18 protein-coding genes are annotated in these 18,902 nt (G+C 70.0%); 9 read left to right on the top strand and 9 right to left on the bottom strand.

All coding sequences use genetic code 11. The features are described 5' to 3' along the window. Positions 1–23 precede the first annotated feature (23 nt). Complete coding sequence (locus F9C12_RS12365) at positions 24–2,840, top strand: vitamin B12-dependent ribonucleotide reductase (RefSeq protein ID WP_409465960.1); 2,817 nt, start codon at positions 24–26, stop codon at positions 2,838–2,840. A gap of 429 nt (positions 2,841–3,269) precedes the next feature. Here F9C12_RS12365 and F9C12_RS12360 read toward each other — a convergent pair whose 3' ends face one another. Beyond that, positions 3,270–3,887: a TetR/AcrR family transcriptional regulator gene (locus F9C12_RS12360; protein ID WP_409465959.1), complete on the bottom strand. Its 618-nt coding sequence runs from the start codon at positions 3,885–3,887 to the stop codon at positions 3,270–3,272. 124 nt (positions 3,888–4,011) lie between these two features. On the opposite strand from F9C12_RS12360, the gene F9C12_RS12355 reads away from it, so the two are divergent. After that, entirely contained in the window at positions 4,012–4,971 is a 960-nt protein-coding gene (locus F9C12_RS12355) for a zinc-binding alcohol dehydrogenase family protein (protein ID WP_409465958.1), read from the top strand. 39 nt (positions 4,972–5,010) lie between these two features. On the opposite strand, the gene F9C12_RS12350 is transcribed toward F9C12_RS12355, so the two are convergent. The 3 genes from F9C12_RS12350 to F9C12_RS12340 are packed head-to-tail and all read right to left on the bottom strand — an operon-like array spanning position 5,011 to position 6,505. Further along, the gene (locus F9C12_RS12350; RefSeq protein WP_409465957.1) at positions 5,011–5,394 is read right to left on the bottom strand and encodes a tautomerase family protein; all 384 of its coding nucleotides are present in this window, start codon (positions 5,392–5,394) and stop codon (positions 5,011–5,013) included. Positions 5,395–5,405: 11 nt separating this feature from the next. Beyond that, positions 5,406–5,927 carry a DUF4865 family protein gene (locus F9C12_RS12345; RefSeq protein WP_409465956.1) on the bottom strand — a complete coding sequence of 174 codons (522 nt, stop codon included), beginning with the start codon at positions 5,925–5,927 and terminating at the stop codon, positions 5,406–5,408. 5 nt (positions 5,928–5,932) lie between these two features. Beyond that, positions 5,933–6,505: a TetR/AcrR family transcriptional regulator gene (locus tag F9C12_RS12340; protein ID WP_409465955.1), complete on the bottom strand. Its 573-nt coding sequence runs from the start codon at positions 6,503–6,505 to the stop codon at positions 5,933–5,935. Between the two features lie 26 nt (positions 6,506–6,531). Between F9C12_RS12340 and F9C12_RS12335 the strand changes: the two genes are divergently transcribed. Genes F9C12_RS12335 through F9C12_RS12325 form a run of 3 tightly spaced genes read left to right on the top strand, consistent with a single transcriptional unit; the run spans position 6,532 to position 8,059 of the window. Further along, positions 6,532–6,933, top strand: coding sequence for a hypothetical protein (locus F9C12_RS12335; protein ID WP_409465954.1), 402 nt, complete (start codon positions 6,532–6,534; stop codon positions 6,931–6,933). 5 nt (positions 6,934–6,938) lie between these two features. Continuing rightward, entirely contained in the window at positions 6,939–7,430 is a 492-nt protein-coding gene (locus tag F9C12_RS12330; RefSeq protein WP_409465953.1) for a hypothetical protein, read from the top strand. Positions 7,431–7,483: 53 nt separating this feature from the next. Beyond that, positions 7,484–8,059: a hypothetical protein gene (locus F9C12_RS12325; protein WP_409465952.1), complete on the top strand. Its 576-nt coding sequence runs from the start codon at positions 7,484–7,486 to the stop codon at positions 8,057–8,059. Here F9C12_RS12325 and F9C12_RS12320 read toward each other — a convergent pair. After that, the gene (locus tag F9C12_RS12320; RefSeq protein WP_409465951.1) at positions 8,056–10,065 is read right to left on the bottom strand and encodes a prolyl oligopeptidase family serine peptidase; all 2,010 of its coding nucleotides are present in this window, start codon (positions 10,063–10,065) and stop codon (positions 8,056–8,058) included. The two genes, F9C12_RS12325 and F9C12_RS12320, sit on opposite strands and share 4 nt — an antisense overlap. 107 nt (positions 10,066–10,172) lie before the next feature. Between F9C12_RS12320 and F9C12_RS12315 the strand changes: the two genes are divergently transcribed. Beyond that, complete coding sequence (locus tag F9C12_RS12315) at positions 10,173–11,078, top strand: neutral zinc metallopeptidase (RefSeq protein ID WP_409465950.1); 906 nt, start codon at positions 10,173–10,175, stop codon at positions 11,076–11,078. Here F9C12_RS12315 and F9C12_RS12310 read toward each other — a convergent pair. Further along, complete coding sequence (locus tag F9C12_RS12310; RefSeq protein ID WP_409465949.1) at positions 11,071–11,649, bottom strand: TIGR03086 family metal-binding protein; 579 nt, start codon at positions 11,647–11,649, stop codon at positions 11,071–11,073. The genes F9C12_RS12315 and F9C12_RS12310 overlap by 8 nt on opposite strands. 81 nt (positions 11,650–11,730) lie before the next feature. Between F9C12_RS12310 and F9C12_RS12305 the strand changes: the two genes are divergently transcribed. Next, positions 11,731–13,140, top strand: coding sequence for a PLP-dependent aminotransferase family protein (locus tag F9C12_RS12305; protein WP_409465948.1), 1,410 nt, complete (start codon positions 11,731–11,733; stop codon positions 13,138–13,140). Positions 13,141–13,238: 98 nt separating this feature from the next. Next, positions 13,239–13,670 carry a CBS domain-containing protein gene (locus F9C12_RS12300; protein WP_409182118.1) on the top strand — a complete coding sequence of 144 codons (432 nt, stop codon included), beginning with the start codon at positions 13,239–13,241 and terminating at the stop codon, positions 13,668–13,670. Between the two features lie 33 nt (positions 13,671–13,703). On the opposite strand, the gene F9C12_RS12295 is transcribed toward F9C12_RS12300, so the two are convergent. Continuing rightward, positions 13,704–15,224: a DUF4139 domain-containing protein gene (locus tag F9C12_RS12295; RefSeq protein WP_409465947.1), complete on the bottom strand. Its 1,521-nt coding sequence runs from the start codon at positions 15,222–15,224 to the stop codon at positions 13,704–13,706. A 124-nt stretch (positions 15,225–15,348) separates the two neighbouring features. On the opposite strand from F9C12_RS12295, the gene F9C12_RS12290 reads away from it, so the two are divergent. Next, the gene (locus F9C12_RS12290) at positions 15,349–17,079 is read left to right on the top strand and encodes a Xaa-Pro dipeptidyl-peptidase (RefSeq protein WP_409465946.1); all 1,731 of its coding nucleotides are present in this window, start codon (positions 15,349–15,351) and stop codon (positions 17,077–17,079) included. Here F9C12_RS12290 and F9C12_RS12285 read toward each other — a convergent pair. Together F9C12_RS12285 and F9C12_RS12280 are read right to left on the bottom strand one after the other, a co-directional pair. After that, entirely contained in the window at positions 17,055–17,696 is a 642-nt protein-coding gene (locus F9C12_RS12285) for a response regulator (protein WP_409466996.1), read from the bottom strand. The genes F9C12_RS12290 and F9C12_RS12285 overlap by 25 nt on opposite strands. Then, positions 17,693–18,829, bottom strand: a complete 1,137-nt coding sequence (locus tag F9C12_RS12280) for a histidine kinase (RefSeq protein ID WP_409465945.1) — start codon at positions 18,827–18,829, stop codon at positions 17,693–17,695. Before F9C12_RS12280 ends, F9C12_RS12285 begins: the two co-directional genes overlap by 4 nt. Positions 18,830–18,902: the final 73 nt, after the last annotated feature.

The raw sequence follows: 18,902 nt of genomic DNA, 5'->3' as shown, positions 1-18,902 counted from the left end.
CGGGGAGCGAGGGACAGGACCGCATGACCGAAACCGTGGGAACCGGCGCCGCGGCCGGACAGAACAAGAAGCCGAACAAGGGCCTCACCGTCCGGCGGGTCTTCACCACCGAGGGGACCCACCCCTACGACGAGGTCGCGTGGGAGACCCGCGACGTCGTCATGACGAACTGGCGCGACGGCAGCGTCAACTTCGAGCAGCGCGGGGTCGAATTCCCCGAGTTCTGGTCGGTCAACGCGACCAACATCGTCACCAGCAAGTACTTCCGCGGCGCGGTCGGCAGCCCGCAGCGCGAGAGCAGCCTCAAGCAGCTCATCGACCGCGTGGTGCGCACCTACGTGAAGGCGGCCGCCGAACACGACTACTTCGCCGGTCCGTCCGACCTCGAGATCTTCGAGCACGAGCTCACCTGGATGCTGCTGCACCAGGTCTTCAGCTTCAACTCCCCGGTGTGGTTCAACGTCGGCACGTCCTCGAAGCAGCAGGTGTCCGCCTGCTTCATCCTCGCCGTCGACGACACGATGGAGTCGATCCTCAACTGGTACCGCGAGGAAGGCCTGATCTTCAAGGGCGGCTCCGGCGCGGGCCTCAACCTCTCGCGCATCCGGTCCTCGAAGGAACTGCTCACCTCCGGCGGCACCGCGTCCGGCCCGGTCTCGTTCATGCGCGGCGCCGACGCGTCCGCGGGCACCATCAAATCCGGCGGCGCCACCCGGCGCGCGGCGAAGATGGTCGTGCTCGACGTCGACCACCCGGACATCGAGGAGTTCATCCAGACGAAGGCGCGCGAAGAGGAGAAGATCAAGGTCCTCCGCGACGCCGGGTTCGACATGGACCTCTCCGGCTCCGACATCTCCTCGGTGCAGTACCAGAACGCGAACAACTCGGTCCGCGTGTCCGACGAGTTCATGCACGCCGTCGAGAACGGCACGGACTTCGGCCTGCGCGCCCGGCTCACCGGCGAGGTCATCGACCGCACCGACGCGAAGAAGCTGTTCCGCAGCATGGCGCAGGCGGCGTGGGAATGCGCCGACCCGGGCGTCCAGTACGACAGCACGATCAACGACTGGCACACCTGCCCCGAATCGGGCCGGATCACCGCGTCGAACCCGTGCAGCGAGTACATGCACCTCGACAACTCGAGCTGCAACCTGGCGTCGCTCAACCTGCTGAAGTTCGTGTCCGAAGAGGGCACGTTCGACGCGCCGCTGTTCGCGAAGGCCGTCGAGTTCGTCATCACCGCGATGGACATCTCGATCTGCTTCGCCGACTTCCCGACCGAGCCGATCGCCGACACCACGCGCAAGTTCCGCCAGCTCGGCATCGGCTACGCCAACCTCGGCGCGCTGTTGATGGCGCTGGGCCACGCGTACGACTCCGAGGGCGGCCGCGCGCTCGCCGCCGCGATCACGTCCCTGATGACCGGCGTGTCCTACCGGCGTTCGGCCGAGCTGGCCGGCGTCGTCGGACCGTACGAGGGCTACGCCCGCAACGCCGAGGCGCACCAGCGCGTCATGCGCAAGCACGCCGCGGCCAACGAGCTCGTCCGCACCTACCACAGCAACGACGCCGCGGTCCGCGCGCTCGCGGCGGAGGAGTGGAAGAAGGGCATCGAACTCGGCGTCCGCAACGGCTGGCGCAACGCGCAGGCCTCGGTGCTCGCGCCCACCGGCACCATCGGCTTCATGATGGACTGCGACACCACCGGCATCGAGCCGGACTTCTCGCTGGTGAAGTTCAAGAAGCTCGTCGGCGGCGGGTCGATGCAGATCGTGAACCAGACCGTGCCGCGCGCCCTGCGCGTGCTGGGCTACCAGGACGAGCAGGTCGAGGCGATCGTCGAGTACGTCGCGCAGCACGGCCACGTGGTCGACGCGCCGGGCCTGCGCCCCGAGCACTACGAGGTGTTCGACTGCGCGGTCGGCGACCGGTCCATCGCGCCGATGGGTCACGTGCGGATGATGGCCGCGGTCCAGCCGTTCATCTCGGGCGCGATCTCGAAGACGGTCAACATGCCGGAGTCGGCGACCGTCGAGGACGTCGAGGAGATCTACTTCCAGGGCTGGAAACTCGGCCTGAAGGCGCTCGCGATCTACCGCGACAACTGCAAGGTCGGCCAGCCGCTGTCCACGGCGAAGAAGAAGGAAGCCGCGGCGGAGGCCGAGCCGGAGAAGGTCGTCGAGTACCGCCCGGTGCGCCGCCGCTTGCCGAAGAAGCGCCCGAGCCAGACGGTGTCGTTCACCGTCGGCGGCGCCGAGGGCTATCTGCACGCGGGTTCGTACCCGGACGACGGCCTCGGCGAGATCTTCGTCAAGCTCGGCAAGCAGGGCTCCACGTTGTCCGGCGTGATGGACGCCTTCTCGATGTCGATCTCGGTCGGCCTGCAGCACGGCATCCCGCTCGAGTTCTACGTCTCGAAGTTCTCCAACCTGCGCTTCGAACCGGCGGGCATGACCGACGACCCGGACATCCGGATCGCCACGAGCGTCATGGACTACCTGTTCCGCCGCCTGGCGCTTGACTACCTGCCGTACGAGAAGCGGGCCCAGCTGGGCATTTTCACCGCGGACGAACGGTCGGCCGAGGTCGAGGCGAACTACGGCGGCCAGAACCTCGACCTCGACGCGTTGCGCGGCAGCGTGGACGCCTCGCCCGCTCCCGCCGAAGAGTCCACAAAGGACACTTCGGTGCGGGACGCGCACAGCACGGCCGAGCTGATGGAACTGCACCTCGGCAAGGCCGCGGACGCACCGCTCTGCATGACCTGCGGAACGAAGATGCGGCCCGCCGGCTCGTGCTACGCCTGCGAGGGCTGCGGGGCGACGTCCGGCTGCAGCTGACCGGACCTCGACGGAGGGGGCGTGGCGATGCCGCGCCCCCTCCGCCCGTTGCCGGCCTGCCTCGGCACCCGGGGACCGCGCGCCAGTGAGCGGCGAGGCCGGGTGCCGCGGAGATTCCTGCCCTCTGTGCGGTGGCTACGGCTTGCCCTGGGGCTGCGAAGTGGCCGAGATGGAGAGCGCATCGCAGCGAGATTCAGCGCGTGGTGTGCGGTGGTGGCGGCTTGCCTTGGGGTGGCGAAGTGGCCGAGGTGGTGGGCGTGGCGCGGTGAGACTCAGCGCGTGCTGAGCTGCGGCTACGGCCCGCCTTGGCAACGAAGTCGCCGAGATGAAGGGCGCGTCGCGGCGAGATTCAGCGTGTGGTGTGCGGTGGTGGCGGCTTGCCTTGGGGTGGCGAAGTCGCCGAGATGAAGGGGCGCGTCGCAGCGAGACTCAGCGCGTGCTGTGCGGCGACAGCCCGAGCAGCGGCAGCCACGCCTTGTCCACGATCTCGACGATCGCCGCGTCTGGCACCGAGCCCATGGTCATCAGCATGTCGTGCCGCATCAGGTCGAAGGGCAGGTTCACGACGCGTTCGGACTGCGGTGCCTCCGTGAGTTCGCCGCGCTCGACGGCGCGGTCGACGAGCGTGGCGAAGGGAGGCGGCTGGTCCGCGATGCGAAGGCGGCTGCGCAGGTCGCCGAAGCTGGTGCCGGTTTCGTGGAAGTAGCTCGCCAGCTGGAGGTGCAGGAGCACGACCAGGCGGGCTCGCTCGGTGTTGACCGTGCGCAGGAGGGCGAGGGCGTCCTCGCGCAGGCTGCCGGTGTCGGGGAGGTCGAGCGGGCGCCAGTGCCGGGCGAGCGTGGCGAGGAGGAGATCCTCGCGTTGCGGCCAGCGCCGGTACAGCACTGGCTTGCTGGTTCCGGCGCGCGCCGCGACGGCCTCGTAGGTGAAGCCGGGGTAGCCCTGCTCGACGAGCACCTCCCAGGCGGCATCGGTGAGCGCGTTTTCCAGGGCCGCACCCCTGCGCCGGGTCGGAGTGCCCTCCGTGCGCCGTTGCTCGCTCACCACTGCCCTCCGGACGGTCGCGTTCAGCCGGTCGGTTAGACCCGCTTGCGTATCTTAACGCCCGGTCGTAAGCTCGGAGTCATAAGATACGGAACCGTTTCTAAACGGGTCAGGAAGGGGAAACCGCATGTCCATGATCAACGCCGCGCTCGTCGAGTCCTTCGACCAGCCGCCGCACTACCGCTCCGTCCCCGCCCCCGAGGCCGGCCCCGGCCAGGAGACGGTGGACGTCCTCGCCGTCGGCGTGCACCCCGCCACCCGCGGCATCGCCGCCGGCAAGCACTACACGAGCCCCAAGACCCTGCCCGCGCTGGCGGGTGCGGACGCGGTCGTCCGCCGGGCGGACGGCAGCCTCGGCTATGTCATGACCATGGGTGCCGGAAGCCTGGCCGAACGCATCGTCGTCGATCCGGCCGCGATCATCCCCGTCCCGGACGGAACCGATCCCGCGCTCCTCGCCGCCACCATGAACCCCGCCCTGTCGTCGTGGACCGCGCTGCGCACCCGCGTCCCGTTCCAGGCCGGGCAGTCGGTCCTGGTGCACGGCGCGACCGGCAACGCGGGCTCGACGGCGGTCAAGGTCGCCAAGCACCTCGGCGCGGGACGGCTGATCGCCGCCGGACGCAACCGCGCCCGCCTCGACGAAATCGCGAACGAGGGCGCGGACGCCGTCGTTCAGCTCGTCCCCGACGAGGACGCCACCGCGGCCGCGCTCGCCGAGGCCGCCGCGGAGGTCGACGTGGTCCTGGACTACGTGTGGGGGCCGCCCACCGAACTCGCCATGCGCGCCGTCCTCGGAGCGCGCACCCAGCACACCCGATTGCTCGACTGGGTGCAGATCGGCGGCATGGGCGGCGACGCGATCACCCTGTCCGGGCACGCTCTGCGCTCCTCCGCGTTCCGCATCCTGGGCAGCGGCTTCGGCGCGGTGGACACGGAGGTGATGCTGCGGGAGTTTGCCGAGCTGGTCGCCGCGATCGCCGCCGGAGGCATGGCCGTGCGCCCGCATCCGTTCCGGCTCGACCAGGTCGAGGAGGCGTGGGCGCACCAGGACGCGCCCGGCGAGCGCACCGTCATCCTCTTGTGACGGCAACGGCAAGCGACCAGGCTCGCCGAGATTTCCGCGTCAGGACAGCATTTGCGCGACCCCGTCGCCCAAGGACCAATCCGCCTCGCCGTTCTCCGTCAAGCTGAAGAACACATTCCGCGGTTCGATTCCCGTCGCCTCTTTGATGAGTTCGGTCGCTCGCCGGTACAGCGCGGTTTTCTGCTCGTCGGTGCGGCCGGCGCGCATGGTGATGGCGACGTACACGATCTCGTCGTCGCGGCGGACGCCGAGATAGCTCGGGTCGTACCGCAGGCGGTCGGGAGCGTGGCTGTTCAGGATCTGGAACCGGTCGTCGGCGGGGACGTTGATGGTTTCGGTCATCGCCTGGTGCACGGCATCCCCGATGGCGGGGAGGCGGTCGGCGTTGGGTTCGGACAGCACGTCGATGCGGACGAGCGGCATGGGTACCTCTTTCAGCTCAGGCGGTCGATGTTCGGGCGGGACAGGTGAAGCACCCGGTATTGGACGTCGGTGTCCTCGGCCGGGGTGGTGGTCCAGAGGGTGAAGCGCACGAGTTCCCAGCGACGCGGGTCGATGGCGAGCGCGGTGGTGTGCACGGCTGGATTGTGGGACAGCCGCGCGAGCTCGGCGAGTTCGCGGTCGATGCTTCCGGAGAGCTGCTCAACGCGTTTGGTCGCGAATTCCGGTGCGCTTGCTCGGGCCGGACCGGCCAGGCAGCGGGCACCCGTCCAGTGTTGCACCGGCGGACGGCCGAAATCCTGGACTATGCCGTCGAATCCGCCGCCGCCCCACAGGAATCGGCTCATTCCGGCGGTGTCGGCCCAGAGATAGAACGGCGCGTACTGGTTGGCGCGCACCAGATATGCCTTCAGGCCCAATCCGGGGAACGCGTCGGTGCGGTGGCCTCGGGTGGCGACTCGGTGCCGGATGTCGTAGCCGTCGGGCAGGTCGATTTCGTACTGCATGGCGTACATCGAGGTCACCGCCGTTCGAGGAGGGCGAGCGCGCCGCGGACTGCTGTGTCGAACGGCTCGACCGTCCCGGACGATCGCGCGAGGACGTATCCGCCTTGCAGCACCGCGACCAGCGTTGTCGCTGTCGTGGCCGGGTCAAGGTCGGGCGGCAGTTCGCCGTTCGCGACGCCCTCGCTGAGTACTTCGGCGAGCCGGTCGCGCAGCCAGTCGAACGTTTCTTCCAACGGCGCACGCAATTCCGGACTCGTGACGATCTCCGGATCCAGCGCCAGCCGCCCGACCGGGCAGCCGCGCAGGACATCCCGCTCGCGCAACAGATAAGCGGAAACGCGCTCGACCGCTGTGCTGCCTCGGGCGAACGCGGCCTCGGCGGAGGCGCGCAGATCGTCGGCGTTCTGCCGGATCGCGGCGAGCGCCAGGTCGGCCTTGCCGCTGAAGTGGTGGTACATGCTGCCTTGCCCGGCTCCGGCGCGCTGCTGGATCGCCTTCGGGCTGGTGCCGACGTACCCCCGCTCCCACAGGAGGTCCTGGGTGCTCGCGATGAGCTGGTCTCGGGTGGACACGAGCTCACTGTACATACCAGTAGGTACAGAAACAAGCCCGGGTGCGGGCCGCTGGCAGCGAGCGTCAGCATTCCGGCGGAACCGTCCGGCGGATCGAGCGCGTGGCCACGCATCCGGGCTATGCGCTGCAGAGCGAAAGCATTCCCTTTAACCGCAACGACATCGCGCTGCTCAAGCTGGACGGTCCGGTCGCCGAGAAGCCGATCCGGCTCGCCTCCCAGCCGGGAGCGCCCCGGGCGCCGACGCGGCTGCTGGGCTTTGGCACCACCGTCGACACGTACGATCCGGCGCGGACCCGGCGGACGGTGGGAGCTCATCGGCGTCACCTCGGGTCCGGGCTCCGAGCGGGCGGCGTGTGCGGGCGGGCCGGGCTGTACAGCAGCGTTCCCGCGTACGCCGACTGGATCCGGTGGACGATCCGCTCGAACCGGGGAGGAAACTAGCGGCCGTGACTCTCGTGTCGGCGGGCTACCGGGCAGTGCAGCGGATCAGCGAATTCGTGTCGATCAGCGAATGCGTCGCGGAGGTGCGCGACGACGATTGGTTCCGCGACCTCGTCCTCGCCCGGCAGACCGGGTTCGACGTCCTCGAGGTGGGCTTCGCGCCGGAGGAAGCCGAGCCGATCGTCCGCGAGATCCTCGCGGAAGGCTGGGACCGCGAGACCAGTGCCGTGCTGAGCCGGATCGCGGAAGGCCTGCGCCCGTCCGGCGAATTCCTCGGGTTCGAGCTGGTCGGCTACGACGGCGGAACCTGGCACACCTGGCGCTGCCTCGGCGGTCTGGTCGACGACGTCCGCGCGGCCACCGGCATCGTGCCCGGCCGGCACGGGCTGATCGAGAGCGAGGACGCTGCCCGTCAGGCCGCGCGCTGGCTCACCGAATCCGGCCTTGGCGACCCGAAAGTGTTCGACTGGGCCGCCGCCGGGCTGTTTCTCCGGTAGCTCCACCGAATCTCCACCTTCTCCCCGCGGCACCGGCACATCCGCGCGGCAGCATGACCGCCGTGGACTGGAATGCGGTGTTCGAGGCGGAGGCGCGGCGGCGGAAGGTCCGGCCGCAGCCGGCGTGGGGGAGCGGAGTGCGGCTGGACCCGGTGGTGGCGCGCAGCGTCCGGCGGTTCCAGCCGCTGCCGGAGGAGGACCGGCGGCTGGTCGACCGGCTGCTCGCAACCGCCGGTCCGCCGGGGAAAAGCGACGTGATGAGCCAGCTGATCTCCGACGTGCTCGCGCTCGGCTACTACCGCGCGTTGCGGGACGGCACTCGCGACCCGCTCACCACGGAGGTCGCCGCGCGCGTGCTCGCCGGGCTGGAACGGCGGCTGGGCCAGCACGTGGACCGGTTGCGGCGCTGGAAAATCGCGGCGACCGCACGATGGCGAGCCAGGGCGATCCTCGAAACCGGCGGCGTGATCGTCGGCCACGGACGCGCGCTGCGCCGGCTCGGCGTGCCCTGGCTCGCCTTCGTCACCGACGCCTGGGCGCGGTTCGAACGAGCCCTCGCGGAGGTCCGCAAAGAACCGCCGCTCCGCCCGGGGCCGCGCGTGCGGGCGCGGCCCCGGGGTCTGGTCTAGGACAGCTTCGACCAGAGGAATTCGTACGCGACCGCCGAACGGAACGCGAGTTGTTCGTTGTCCGCCGCCGCTCCGTGGCCGCCCTCGATGTTCTCGAAGTACTCCACGTCGTGGCCCTGTTCCCGCATCCGCGCGACCATCTTGCGCGCGTGCCCGGGATGCACCCGGTCGTCGCGGGTGGAGGTGACGAACAGGATCGGCGGATAGCCGCCGTCCGCCGAAACCTTCTGGTACGGCGAGTACTTCGAGATGTACTCCCACTCTTCCGGAACGTCCGGGTCACCCCATTCGGCCATCCACGACGCCCCGGCCGGCAGCAGGTGGTAACGCTTCATGTCGAGCAACGGCACCTGGCACACGATCGCGCCGAACAGCTCCGGGTAGCTGGTGAGCATGACGCCCATCAGCAGCCCGCCGTTGCTGCCGCCCTGAATGCCGAGCCGTTCCTTCGTCGTGATGCCCCGCGCGACGAGATCGCGCGCCACCGCGGCGAAGTCCTGGTACGCCTTGTACCGGTTCTCCTTCACCGCCTGCATGTGCCATTCCGGGCCGTATTCGCCGCCGCCGCGGATGTTCGCCACCACGTACGTGCCGCCACGCGACAGCCAGGCCCGGCCGACGACCCCGCCGTACGACGGGGTCAGCGAAACCTCGAAACCGCCGTAGCCGTACAGCAGCGTGGGGCCGTTTTCCGCGCCGGGCGGGCGGACCACGAAGTACGGGATCTTCGTGCCGTCGTCCGAGGTGGCGAAGTACTGGCTGACCTCGATGCCGGTCGCGTCGAAGAACTCCGGCGCCTGCTTCAGCACCTCGACGTCGCCGCCGACGACGCCGCGGGTGAGGGTGGACGGCTGGACGTAGCTGGAGGAATCCACCAGGTACTCGTCGTCGACGTCCGGTTCGGTGTCGACGATCTGCGCGCTGCCGAATTCCGGCGCGCCGCCCAGTTCCGCCTCGGCCCAGCCGTCCGGGCCCGGCGTCAGCACGCGCAGTTCGGACTTGACGTCGTGCAGCGTGGCGAGGAGGAGGTGGTTGCGGGTCCACGTGTAGTAGTCCAGCGAGGTGTGCTCGTCCGGCGTGAACAGCGCGGTGAATTCGCGGTCGCCCGCCTTGAACGCGTCGTAGCGGATCGCGAGGAGCGTGCCCGCGGGGTGCTCGGCGCCGCCGACGGTCCACGCGCTGCGCGGGTGCACGAGGAGCCATTCGCGGTGCGTGGAGACCTCGACGTCCTCGGGCAGGTCCAGTTTGGTCAGTCCGGAGGGGGTCCGCTCGAAGTACTCGGTGCGGTAGAAGTCGATCGCCCGGCGGACGAAATCGCGTTCGAAGCCCTCGGTCGGGTCGTGGTAGGCCATCATCGCGACGTCGTCCGGCTTGCCCTCGGCGACGAGAACCGCGTCTTCGAGCGGGGTGCCGCGCCGCCATTCCTTCACCAGCCGCGGATAGCCGGACGTGGTGAGCGAGCCGGGGCCGAAGTCCGTTCCGAGGTACACCCGGTCGGCGTCGATCCACCCGATCCGGTGCTTCGCTTCCGGCAGGGTGAACCCGTTCTCCACGAACTCGTGCGCGTCGAGGTCGAACTCGCGGACGACAGTCGCGTCCGCGCCGCCCCGCGACAGCTGGACCAGGCCGAGCCGGTGCCCGGGACGCAGCACCGCGGCGCCCTTCCAGACCCAGTTCTCGCCTTCGGCCGCGGCGAGCGCGTCGACGTCGAGCAGAATCTCCCAGTCCGGTTCGGCGGTGCGGTACTGCTCCAGCGTGGTGCGCCGCCACAGCCCGCGCGGGTGCTCGGCGTCCTGCCAGAAGTTGTAGTAGTGCGTTCCCCGGCGCACGACGTACGGGATCCGCCCGCCCGCGTCGAGCACCTCGCGGATCGAGTCCCGCAGCTGCCCGAACCTCTCGCTCGCGGTGAGCGCGTCCAGCGTCTCCGCGTTGCGCGAACGGACCCATTCGAGCGCCTCGTCGCCCGTCACGTCTTCCAGCCACAGGTACGGATCTTCGACAGTCATGCCGTCCAGTCTCGCTGTCCGGCGCGGATCCGGCCAGGAGCCCGGCGTTCCCGTTTCGTGATCCAGCCCGGCGGGCGGTCTCCGTATGCTGGCCGGGAGGGGGAGGAATGACGTATTACGCCGGAGGCTCGTGGCCTCCGCCCGAGCCGCAGCCACCGCCGCCGCGCCGGAAGGCGGGCAAAGCGCTGGGCGCGGTCGCCGCGGTGGCGATCGTCGCGGTCACGCTCGCGCTGATGGCCGCGGTGCCGCACGAGGTGTCCGGGCACGCGATAGCGGCTCCGGACGGCGACGCGATGCCGGACCGGCAGGACGCCAAACCCGTGCGCAAGCTCAGCGGCAACCCGCTGCTGGCCGACGGGGTCGCGCTCGGGCGCGTGGCGTGCGACCTGCCCGAAGTGAACCGCGACCCCGAGCAGCTCAAGACGTTCTACACCGCGCTCGTGGGCTGTCTGAAGCAGGCGTGGCAGCCCGCGCTGGACAAGGCGGACGAGCCGAACCTGCCGGTCAAGGTGTCGGTCACGCTGCCGAAGACCAGCGCGTGCGGCAACGCGCCGTCCCGGGACGAAGCGGTCGCGTACTACTGCGGCGGCGACGCGACGATCTACGCGCCCACCGAGTGGATGCTGTCGGACGCCGGGCTGAGCCGGGCGCGGCACCTGGCGACGCTCGCGCACGAGTACGGCCACCACGTCCAGCGCGAGAGCGGCATCCTCGACGCGGCGAGCGCGGAGATGGGGTCGCCAGAGCCGACCAGCGACGCGGACAAGGCGGTCGTGCGCCGGATCGAGCTGCAGGCGAACTGCTTCGGCGCGCTGTTCCTCAACGCCGCGGCGGACCGCGGGTCGATCAGCCGGGCCACCGCGAACGCCGCCGTAGCCGACTACGGCCGCGCCGACGACAGCGGCGACCACGGCACCCGCGCGAACCAGCTGGCCTGGGCGAAAGCTGGCTACACCGGAGCCGGACCGGCCGCGTGCGACACCTGGTCGGCCCCGGCGGACAAGGTCAGCTGACCCGCCAGAGCGGGTCGCGGCCGAGCCGGCCGAGGAACTGGTCCAGCTCGCTTTCGTCGGTGTCGACGGGCACCACCGGCGCGAAGGTTCCGCGCTCGACGCGTTGCTTCGGGTCGGTCGGGATCATGAGCGCGAATTGCAGTGCGGCGTGCACCGCTTCCGGCACCGGGACGTAGGCGACGTCGAGGGCCTTGGCGATGTCCCAGCCGTGCGCGACGGTGTCGACGAGGTGCATCGCGATCGCGACTGTGCCCGGAAAGGTGCCGAAGGTGTTGATGGCGATCTGGCGCTCCGCGACGTCGGCTTCGCGGTACGCGGCGAGGTAGTCGGTCACTGAAGCTGCGTACGCGGCGTACGGGTCTTCGCCGAGCTGACCGCTGTCCCAGTCCTTCGCGGAGCCGTTGCGCGCGGCTTCGGCGAAGGCGTGGTTTTCGCTGACTTGGTGGCGAAGCAGGTCGGCGAGCGTCCAGCCGGTGCACGGCGTGGGCCGGTCGAGGTCCGCCGCGGTGATCTTCGAGACGATCGGGTCGAGGACGAGCAGGGACTGCCGGTCGAGGTCGAACGTGGTCATGGGCTCACGCTAACCGGCGGATCGGTCCAGGAAGAGAGCCAAAACGGAGCCAACTGCGGTGGACCAATCTAGGCTGGACGCGTGGACCTGCACCTGGACCTGTCCGGCACTCGCGGCCACCGCGACGAGATCTACCGCCAGATCCGCGAAGCGGTGCTCGACGGACGGCTCCGCGACGGCGACGTGCTGCCGCCGACTCGGGAACTGGCGCACCGGCTCGCCGTCTCGCGCACCACCGTCACCGCGGCATACGAACGCCTCACCGCGGAAGGATTCCTCACCGGCCGGGTCGGCGCGGGAACCTACGTGCGCGCCGGCGCCGCACCCCGGCCCGCCGAACCGGCGGGGCTCGCCGAGGGCGTCCAGCCGCGTCCAGAGTGGACAGACGTGCCCGCGCCGCCGAAAGCGTTCACCCACCCGCCGGAGTTCGATTTCCGCGCCGGAGTACCGGATGTGCGGCTGTTTCCGTTCGATACCTGGCGTCGGCTGACGACCCAGGCGTTGCGCAGTTCCCAGGCGGAACTGATGACTTACGGCGAACCGCAAGGCGACCCCCGGCTGCGCACCGAACTGGCGCGGCACCTCGCGGTGTCCCGAAACGTGCGCGTGCGTCCCGAACATCTTGTGATCACTTCGGGTGCGCAGCAGACGATCGACCTGGTCGCCCGGGTCCTGTTGCGGCCTGGCGACCTGGCAGCGGTCGAAGATCCCGGGTACCCGCCGCCGCGCCTGCTTCTGGGCACGCTCGGAGTACGCGTCGCGCCGGTTCCGGTGGACGACGAAGGCATGGTGGTCGACGCGATCCCGCCGGGCACTCGGCTGGTGCACGTGACGCCGTCGCACCAGTACCCGCTCGGGGTCGCGATGTCGCCGGCTCGCCGGCGGGCGCTCCTGGATTGGGCGGAAGACAACGGGGCGGTCGTGGTCGAGGACGATTACGACACCGAGTTCCGTTACTCCGGGCGCCCGCTGGAACCGTTGCACAGCGTGGATTCTCACGGCCGGGTGGTTTACGTCGGCTCGTTTTCGAAGGTTCTGTCGCCCGCGCTGCGACTGGGTTTCCTCGCCGCGCCGCCCGCGCTGGCGGAGGCGATCGTGAAGGCGAAATACCTCGCCGACTGGCACTCCCCGGGCATCGAGCAAGCGGTGGTCGCGGCGTTCATCGCCGAAGGCGGGTTCGCCCGGCACGTCCGCCGGATGCGCGGCGTCTACCGCGCCCGGCACGACCTTCTCGTGGACGGCCTCCGGGCCGAATTCGACGACGTGCTGGAGCCGGTGCCCGCGTCGGCGGGGCTGCACCTGAGCGCGTCGGCGGACCGGGACTTGCGCGGCTTCGCGCGGAAGGCGGCCGGGGCGGGCGTCCGGCTGTTCTCCCTCGGCGATTTCTCCGTGGCGGCGCGGCGGCACGGGCTGCTGTTCGGCTACGGCGCGATCGCGGCGGAGGACATCGGACCCGGCCTCGCCCGGTTGCGCCGGGTGTTCGACGGCTGAGCCCGTTACCACGAACGGACGCGTCCCGCTGGACTTTCGCAGTCGGCAGCGGGGCCCTAACCTGTGGTGACCCGACTCACCGAGGAGAGGGCATCGCCATGCGGATTGCGGATGTGCTTCAGCGCAAGGGCGCGACGGTCGCCACTGTGTCGCCGGGGGCGACGGTCACCGAGCTGCTGGCGGCGCTCGCCCGGCACAACGTCGGCGCGATGGTCGTGGTGGACGCCGAGGGCGGGATCGCCGGGATCGTGTCCGAACGCGACGTCGTGCGCAAGCTCGCCGAGCACGGGTCCTCGGTCCTGCAGGGGCCGGTCGCGGACATCATGACCACCATGGTCGCCAGCTGCACCCCGGACGATCCGGTGGACCGGCTCAGCGTGGTGATGACGCAGCGGCGGATCCGGCACGTGCCGGTGCTCGACGGCGGGCGCCTCGCCGGCATCGTGAGCATCGGCGACGTGGTGAAGATCCGGATGGAGCAGCTGGAGCAGAGCCAGGAACAGCTGGAGGCCTACATCTCCCAGGGCTGACGGGTCACTCGCGCATCTCCCCGGGCTGAGAAGTCACTCGCGCCAGCCGCTGAGTTCGACGCCCTTCGCGACGTCCACCCGGTAGCCGAGCGAGACCGTCGCGGACGCCCCGGGCGCGATCGTGAGCCGCCAGGTGAACTGGCCCAGTTCGGTGCGCTCGACCGGCTCCGGGCTGAGCCGCAGGTCCCGCACGGTGATCGCGTCGTCCCGGGAGACCGGTGCCTGGTCGAGCACGGCCACCACAGCTTCGCGCGGGCTGTGGTTGGTCACTGTGGTCAGGTAATCGGCTTCGCGGCGGCGTTGCGCGGAGAACGTCGCCTTGCCGGCACTGCGCTTGACCAGTTCGCGTTCGACGCGGATCCGGTCGTCGACGCCTAGCGCGAGTTCGCGTTCCTCACCGGGAGCCCACAGCTCGAGCTGCGTGCTGCCGACGAATTCGGCTTCGTGGAACACTGCGGCGCGACCGGCGCGAAGCGTGTGCTCGCCGGTGTTGACCACCTTCGCGCGCAGGTACGCCTCTTCGGCCTGCGTCGGCGCGGTCACGTAGTCCAGTTCCGCGGTGAAGTCCAGCTGCGCGAGCGTCGTCCGGTGGCCTTGCGCGCCGGACGGGATCGCGACCTGGCGAGCAGGCCGGAAGGTGACCGCGGTGGTGCCTTGCTCGACTTCGGCGACGTGCGCGGCGAAGCCGTCTCGACCGGCAGGCGCTGCGCCGCCGTACGCCATCGCGGCGGGCGCGGGCGGCACCATCGAGCGCCGTTCCGGTTGCTGTCGGTCCAGGTACCAGGGCTGGAGTTCCGGGATCACGACAGTGTTCGCCGGACGCGCGGTGGACAGCGTCAGCTCGCACTCCGGCCAGTCCTCGCCGGTGTGCTGGCTGACGAGTCCGTACGAGGTGACGGTGACGTCAGTGCCGCGTACGCGGACGTCGTACCCGGGCTCCCAGCGTGCGCCGGGGACCACATAGGACAGTTCGATTTCCGCGGTGGCAGGGGATTCCAGCTCCACCACGATGGTCGAACTGTCCTGTTGGGACTGTGCGCTGCGCGTCTCGATCTGACGGTCGAGCGCGGCGAGGTCTTCGCGCAGCCGTTCCAGCTTCGTGGCGAGCGCGCGACGTTCCTTGAGCGCCACGGCTAACTGCGTGCTGAGCGCTTCGCTCACCTCCTGGACACGCCCCGGTTCCGCGTCGCCGCCAGCCAACGCCTTCGCGAAGCTCGCTCCGCTGCGTCGCGAGACGCCGGTCAACAGGTCGACGCGCGCCGCCGCTGCGCTCTCGTCGTCCGCGACCTCGTCGACAGTCGCTTGTGCCGCGCGACGCTGCTCCACGAGCGCGCGCAGCGTTGGGTCCGCAGGCGCGGCGTGTTGCGCGTACGCGACGTCGACGCCAGTGACCAACGCGTCGCCCGCGCCGCTGACGCGCACCGAAGCAGCGTCGAGCGACAGGGGGAGACCCGTGATCTCTACGCGGGACCCGTCAGCCGGAGTGACTTGACAGCGGCGGGTGACGCGCGCGTGCTGCGGATAGACCGTGACCGTGACTATCGGTGCGTCCATTGCTCCGACGTTAGTCGGTTGACGCGACTTGCGGTTGACGGAACTCTCAACTTGCTCGCCTGCTTCGTCCAGCTTGGGGGTTCTGGTGGGAGTTGCCGCTCGAATCGCTGCCGTTTTCGTCGCAGTGGCCACGTTGTCCGTGCCCGCGGTCGCTGAAGCCGCTTCGCCGCCCGCGCCGGTTTTCACCGACGGCCAGGCGCAACCGGTGTTCGATCCGGCTGACGTCATCCGCGAAGACGTCTGGGTCACCGCGCCCGTCGACAGCGACCACGACGGCAAGCCTGATCTCGTACACGCGCAGGTGGTGCGTCCGCGCGCTACGGAGCAGGGCATGAAGGTGCCGGTCGTGTACGAAGCGAGCCCGTACTTCGCGGGCGGCAACGACGTACCGAACCACCCCGTCGACACCGAGCTGTACGTGCCGGGGCCGCACGTCGCGGCACCGATCGGCTGGAGCTACCAGAACTACTTCACCGCGCGCGGATTCGCTGTCGTGTACGGCGAATCCCTCGGCACCGGGCTGTCGACCGGCTGTCCGACGACCGGCGACGTGAACGAGACGATCGGCGCGCGCTCGGTGGTCGACTGGTTGAACGGCCGAGCTTCCGCACACGACCAGGCCGGGGCGCCCGTCACGGCGAGCTGGAGCACCGGGAAGACCGGCATGATGGGCGTGTCGTACAACGGCACGTTGCCCAACGCGGTGGCCAGCACCGGCGTCGAAGGGCTCGAGACGATCGTCCCGATCGCGGCCATTTCGAGCTGGTACGGCTACTACCGCAACGCCGGCGCGGTGGTGGCTCCCGGCGGATACCAGGGCGAGGACACGGACGTGCTCGCCGGCTACGTCTACTCGCGCGCCGACCGGCAGGTCTGCCGTCCGGTGCTCGACGGCCTCACCGCCGCGCAAGACCGCTTGACCGGGGACTACAGCCAGTTCTGGGACGTGCGGAACTACCGCGACGACGTCGGCAAGGTGCGCGCGTCGGTGCTCGCGGTGCACGGGCTGAACGACTGGAACGTGAAGACCGAGCAGGTCGCCAGCTGGTACGAAGCACTGAAGAAGCACGGCGTCGAGCACAAGATCTGGCTGCACCAGTCCGGCCACGCGGACCCGATTTCGTTGCGCCGCGACGTCTGGCTCACCACGTTGAACAAGTGGATGTCGCACTACCTCTACGGGGTCGAAAACGGGATCGAGCGCGAGCCGAAGGCGACCATTCAGCGCGAGGACAAGTCGTGGGTCGACGAGGCCGAATGGCCCGCGCCCGGCACCTCGGACGTCGAGCTGCACCCGTGGCCGGGCGGACGTTCGACCGGGGCACTCGACCGGCAGCCGGTGCCCGGGCGTCCGACCGTCGAGACGCTGGCCGACGATGCGAGCAAGAAGATCGAACAGCTCGCCGACGCGGCGTCGTCCGGGAACCGCTTGCGCTACCGCACTTCCGCGACCACCGCGCCGGTCCGGTTGTCCGGCACGGCGAAAGCCGAGCTGCGGCTGTCGTTCGACCGCCCGGCCGCGAACGTCACCGCGGTGCTGCTGGACCGCGCGCCGGACGGCACTTCCCACGTGATCAGCCGCGGGTGGACGGATCCGCAGAACCGGATCAGCCCGTCGGTCACCTCGCCGATCACCCTCGGACAGCGGTACCGCATCGAGGTTTCACTGATGCCGAAGGACTACGTCGTGGCCGCCGGGCATCGCCTGGAGTTCGTGCTGGCGTCCAGCGACCACGACTTCACGCTGCGGCCGGAGCCGGGCACCGGGCTGTCGCTGGACCTGACCGGGACGACGGTGACGCTGCCGGTCGTCGGCGGGAAGCAGGCGTTCTACTCGGCGATCCCGGCGCGGTAGGCGAAGGCGACGGCCTGGGCGCGGTCGCGCAGGCCGGCCTTGGCGAAGAGGTGATTGACGTGCGTCTTCACCGTCGCCTCGCTGACCACGAGGGTGCGTGCGATCTCGGTGTTCGACAGCCCGCCCGCGATCAGCCGCAGCACCTCGACTTCGCGCGCGGTGAGGCCTTCCAGCTCCTTCGTGCGCACCGGTGCGCGGCTGGTCGCGGCGGCTACCAGCCGTTGCTGGAGCGCGCCGTCCACAGTGGACTGACCAGCCGCCGCCGAGCGGAGCGCACGGACGATCGCGTCGGCGTCGGCGTCCTTGGTGAGGAAGCCTCGTGCGCCAGCCTTGAGCGCGGCGAGCAGGGACTCGTCGTCGGCGTACGTGGTGAGGACGACGACCTCGGTCTTCGGATGCTGCGCGCGGACGAGTTCGGTTGTCTCGACGCCGTCGCGGTGGGGCATGCGCAGGTCGACGAGCAGTACGTCCGGCTGGTGTTCCGCGACAAGGTCGAGTGCCTGTACGCCGTCCGCCGCCGCGCCTACCACCTCGATGCCGGGCAGCAGCCCGAGCAGCGTGACGAGCCCTTCGCGCACTACTGCCTGATCGTCGGCGAGCACCACGCGCAGCGTCACGCCGGCACTGTCAGCTGAATCCGCCATCCGTCCTCCCCATGGCCGCATTCGAGCTTCCCGTTCAACAGTGCGACCCGTTCGCCCATGCCTCGCAAACCGTATCCCGGTGACGGCGGCTCCGGCGGACGACGGCCTTGGTGGTCGATGATCGTTAAGTCGACTTCGTCGTTCTTGAAGGACACCGTGACGTCTACCGCGGGACCGCCCGCGTGTTTGCGCGAGTTGGCGAGGGCTTCCTGTACGGCGCGTACGAGCGTCGTGCCGACAGCTGCGTCTAGCTCGCGCGGTTCGCCTTCGAGCATCAGGTCGGCGCGAGAGCCGGTGTCGAGCCTGTACGCGGCGAGAAGGTCTGAAACCGAACGCTCCACGGGTACGGCGTCTTCGCGCAGCGCGGCGACGGCCTTGCGTGCTTCGGCGAGACCGTCCGTCGCCAGCTTTTGCGCGCGTTCAATCTGCGCGAGGGACTCTTCGCTCGCACCGTCGCGGACCAGCATCAGACGCGCGCCTTGGAGATTGAGCGCGAGACCGGCGAGGGAGTGCGCGAGGACGTCGTGCAACTCGCGGGCGATGCGTGCGCGTTCGGCCAGCGCGGCCGCGCGGGCGTGCTCCTCGCTGGCGGTCTGGGCGCGGGCGAGCGCGAGTTCGGTCTGCTCCAGCCGTTCCGCGCGGCTCCGGCGGTTGACGGCGAGCAGCACGATCACGACGAGGATCGCGAAGAGGGCGACAGCGTTCAGCCAGTCGAGGTCGTAGGTGATCGACCAGACGAGGATCGCCGCCGACGCCACCGCGAGGGCGATCCCCGACGCGATCCGGCCGCCCACGCGCAGGGTGTAGAAGGCGGCGCCGAACATCGCTGTCGAGGTCCAGCTGCCCGGCTGCAGGATCCAGAGCGCTCCGGCGGCCGCCACCACGGCGATCATGGTCGCGGGCATCAGCCAGCGCGGCTTCGACTCCCGGGTGAGCCAGAGCGCCGGGACGGACAGCACGAGGACCAGCCCGATCAGCGGCCACGTCGACGGGCGCGCGTTCGGTATCGCGAACAGGGTCGGCACGGCGAGCACGCCCCAGCGCACCCAGTCGGCGCCCTCGAACCGCCGCCGCGCCTTGGCGAGCGAGGCCGCCGGTGTGCCCATGGGCCCTCCCGAGTCGTCTTGTACGGAAAATGTACTGGCTCGGGCTTGGCTGGAGGGCGTCGGACATTTCCCC

The organism is Amycolatopsis sp. GA6-003, from assembly GCF_046267895.1.
GTDB lineage: Bacteria > Actinomycetota > Actinomycetes > Mycobacteriales > Pseudonocardiaceae > Amycolatopsis.
This window is presented reverse-complemented; position numbering and strand designations above follow the sequence as displayed.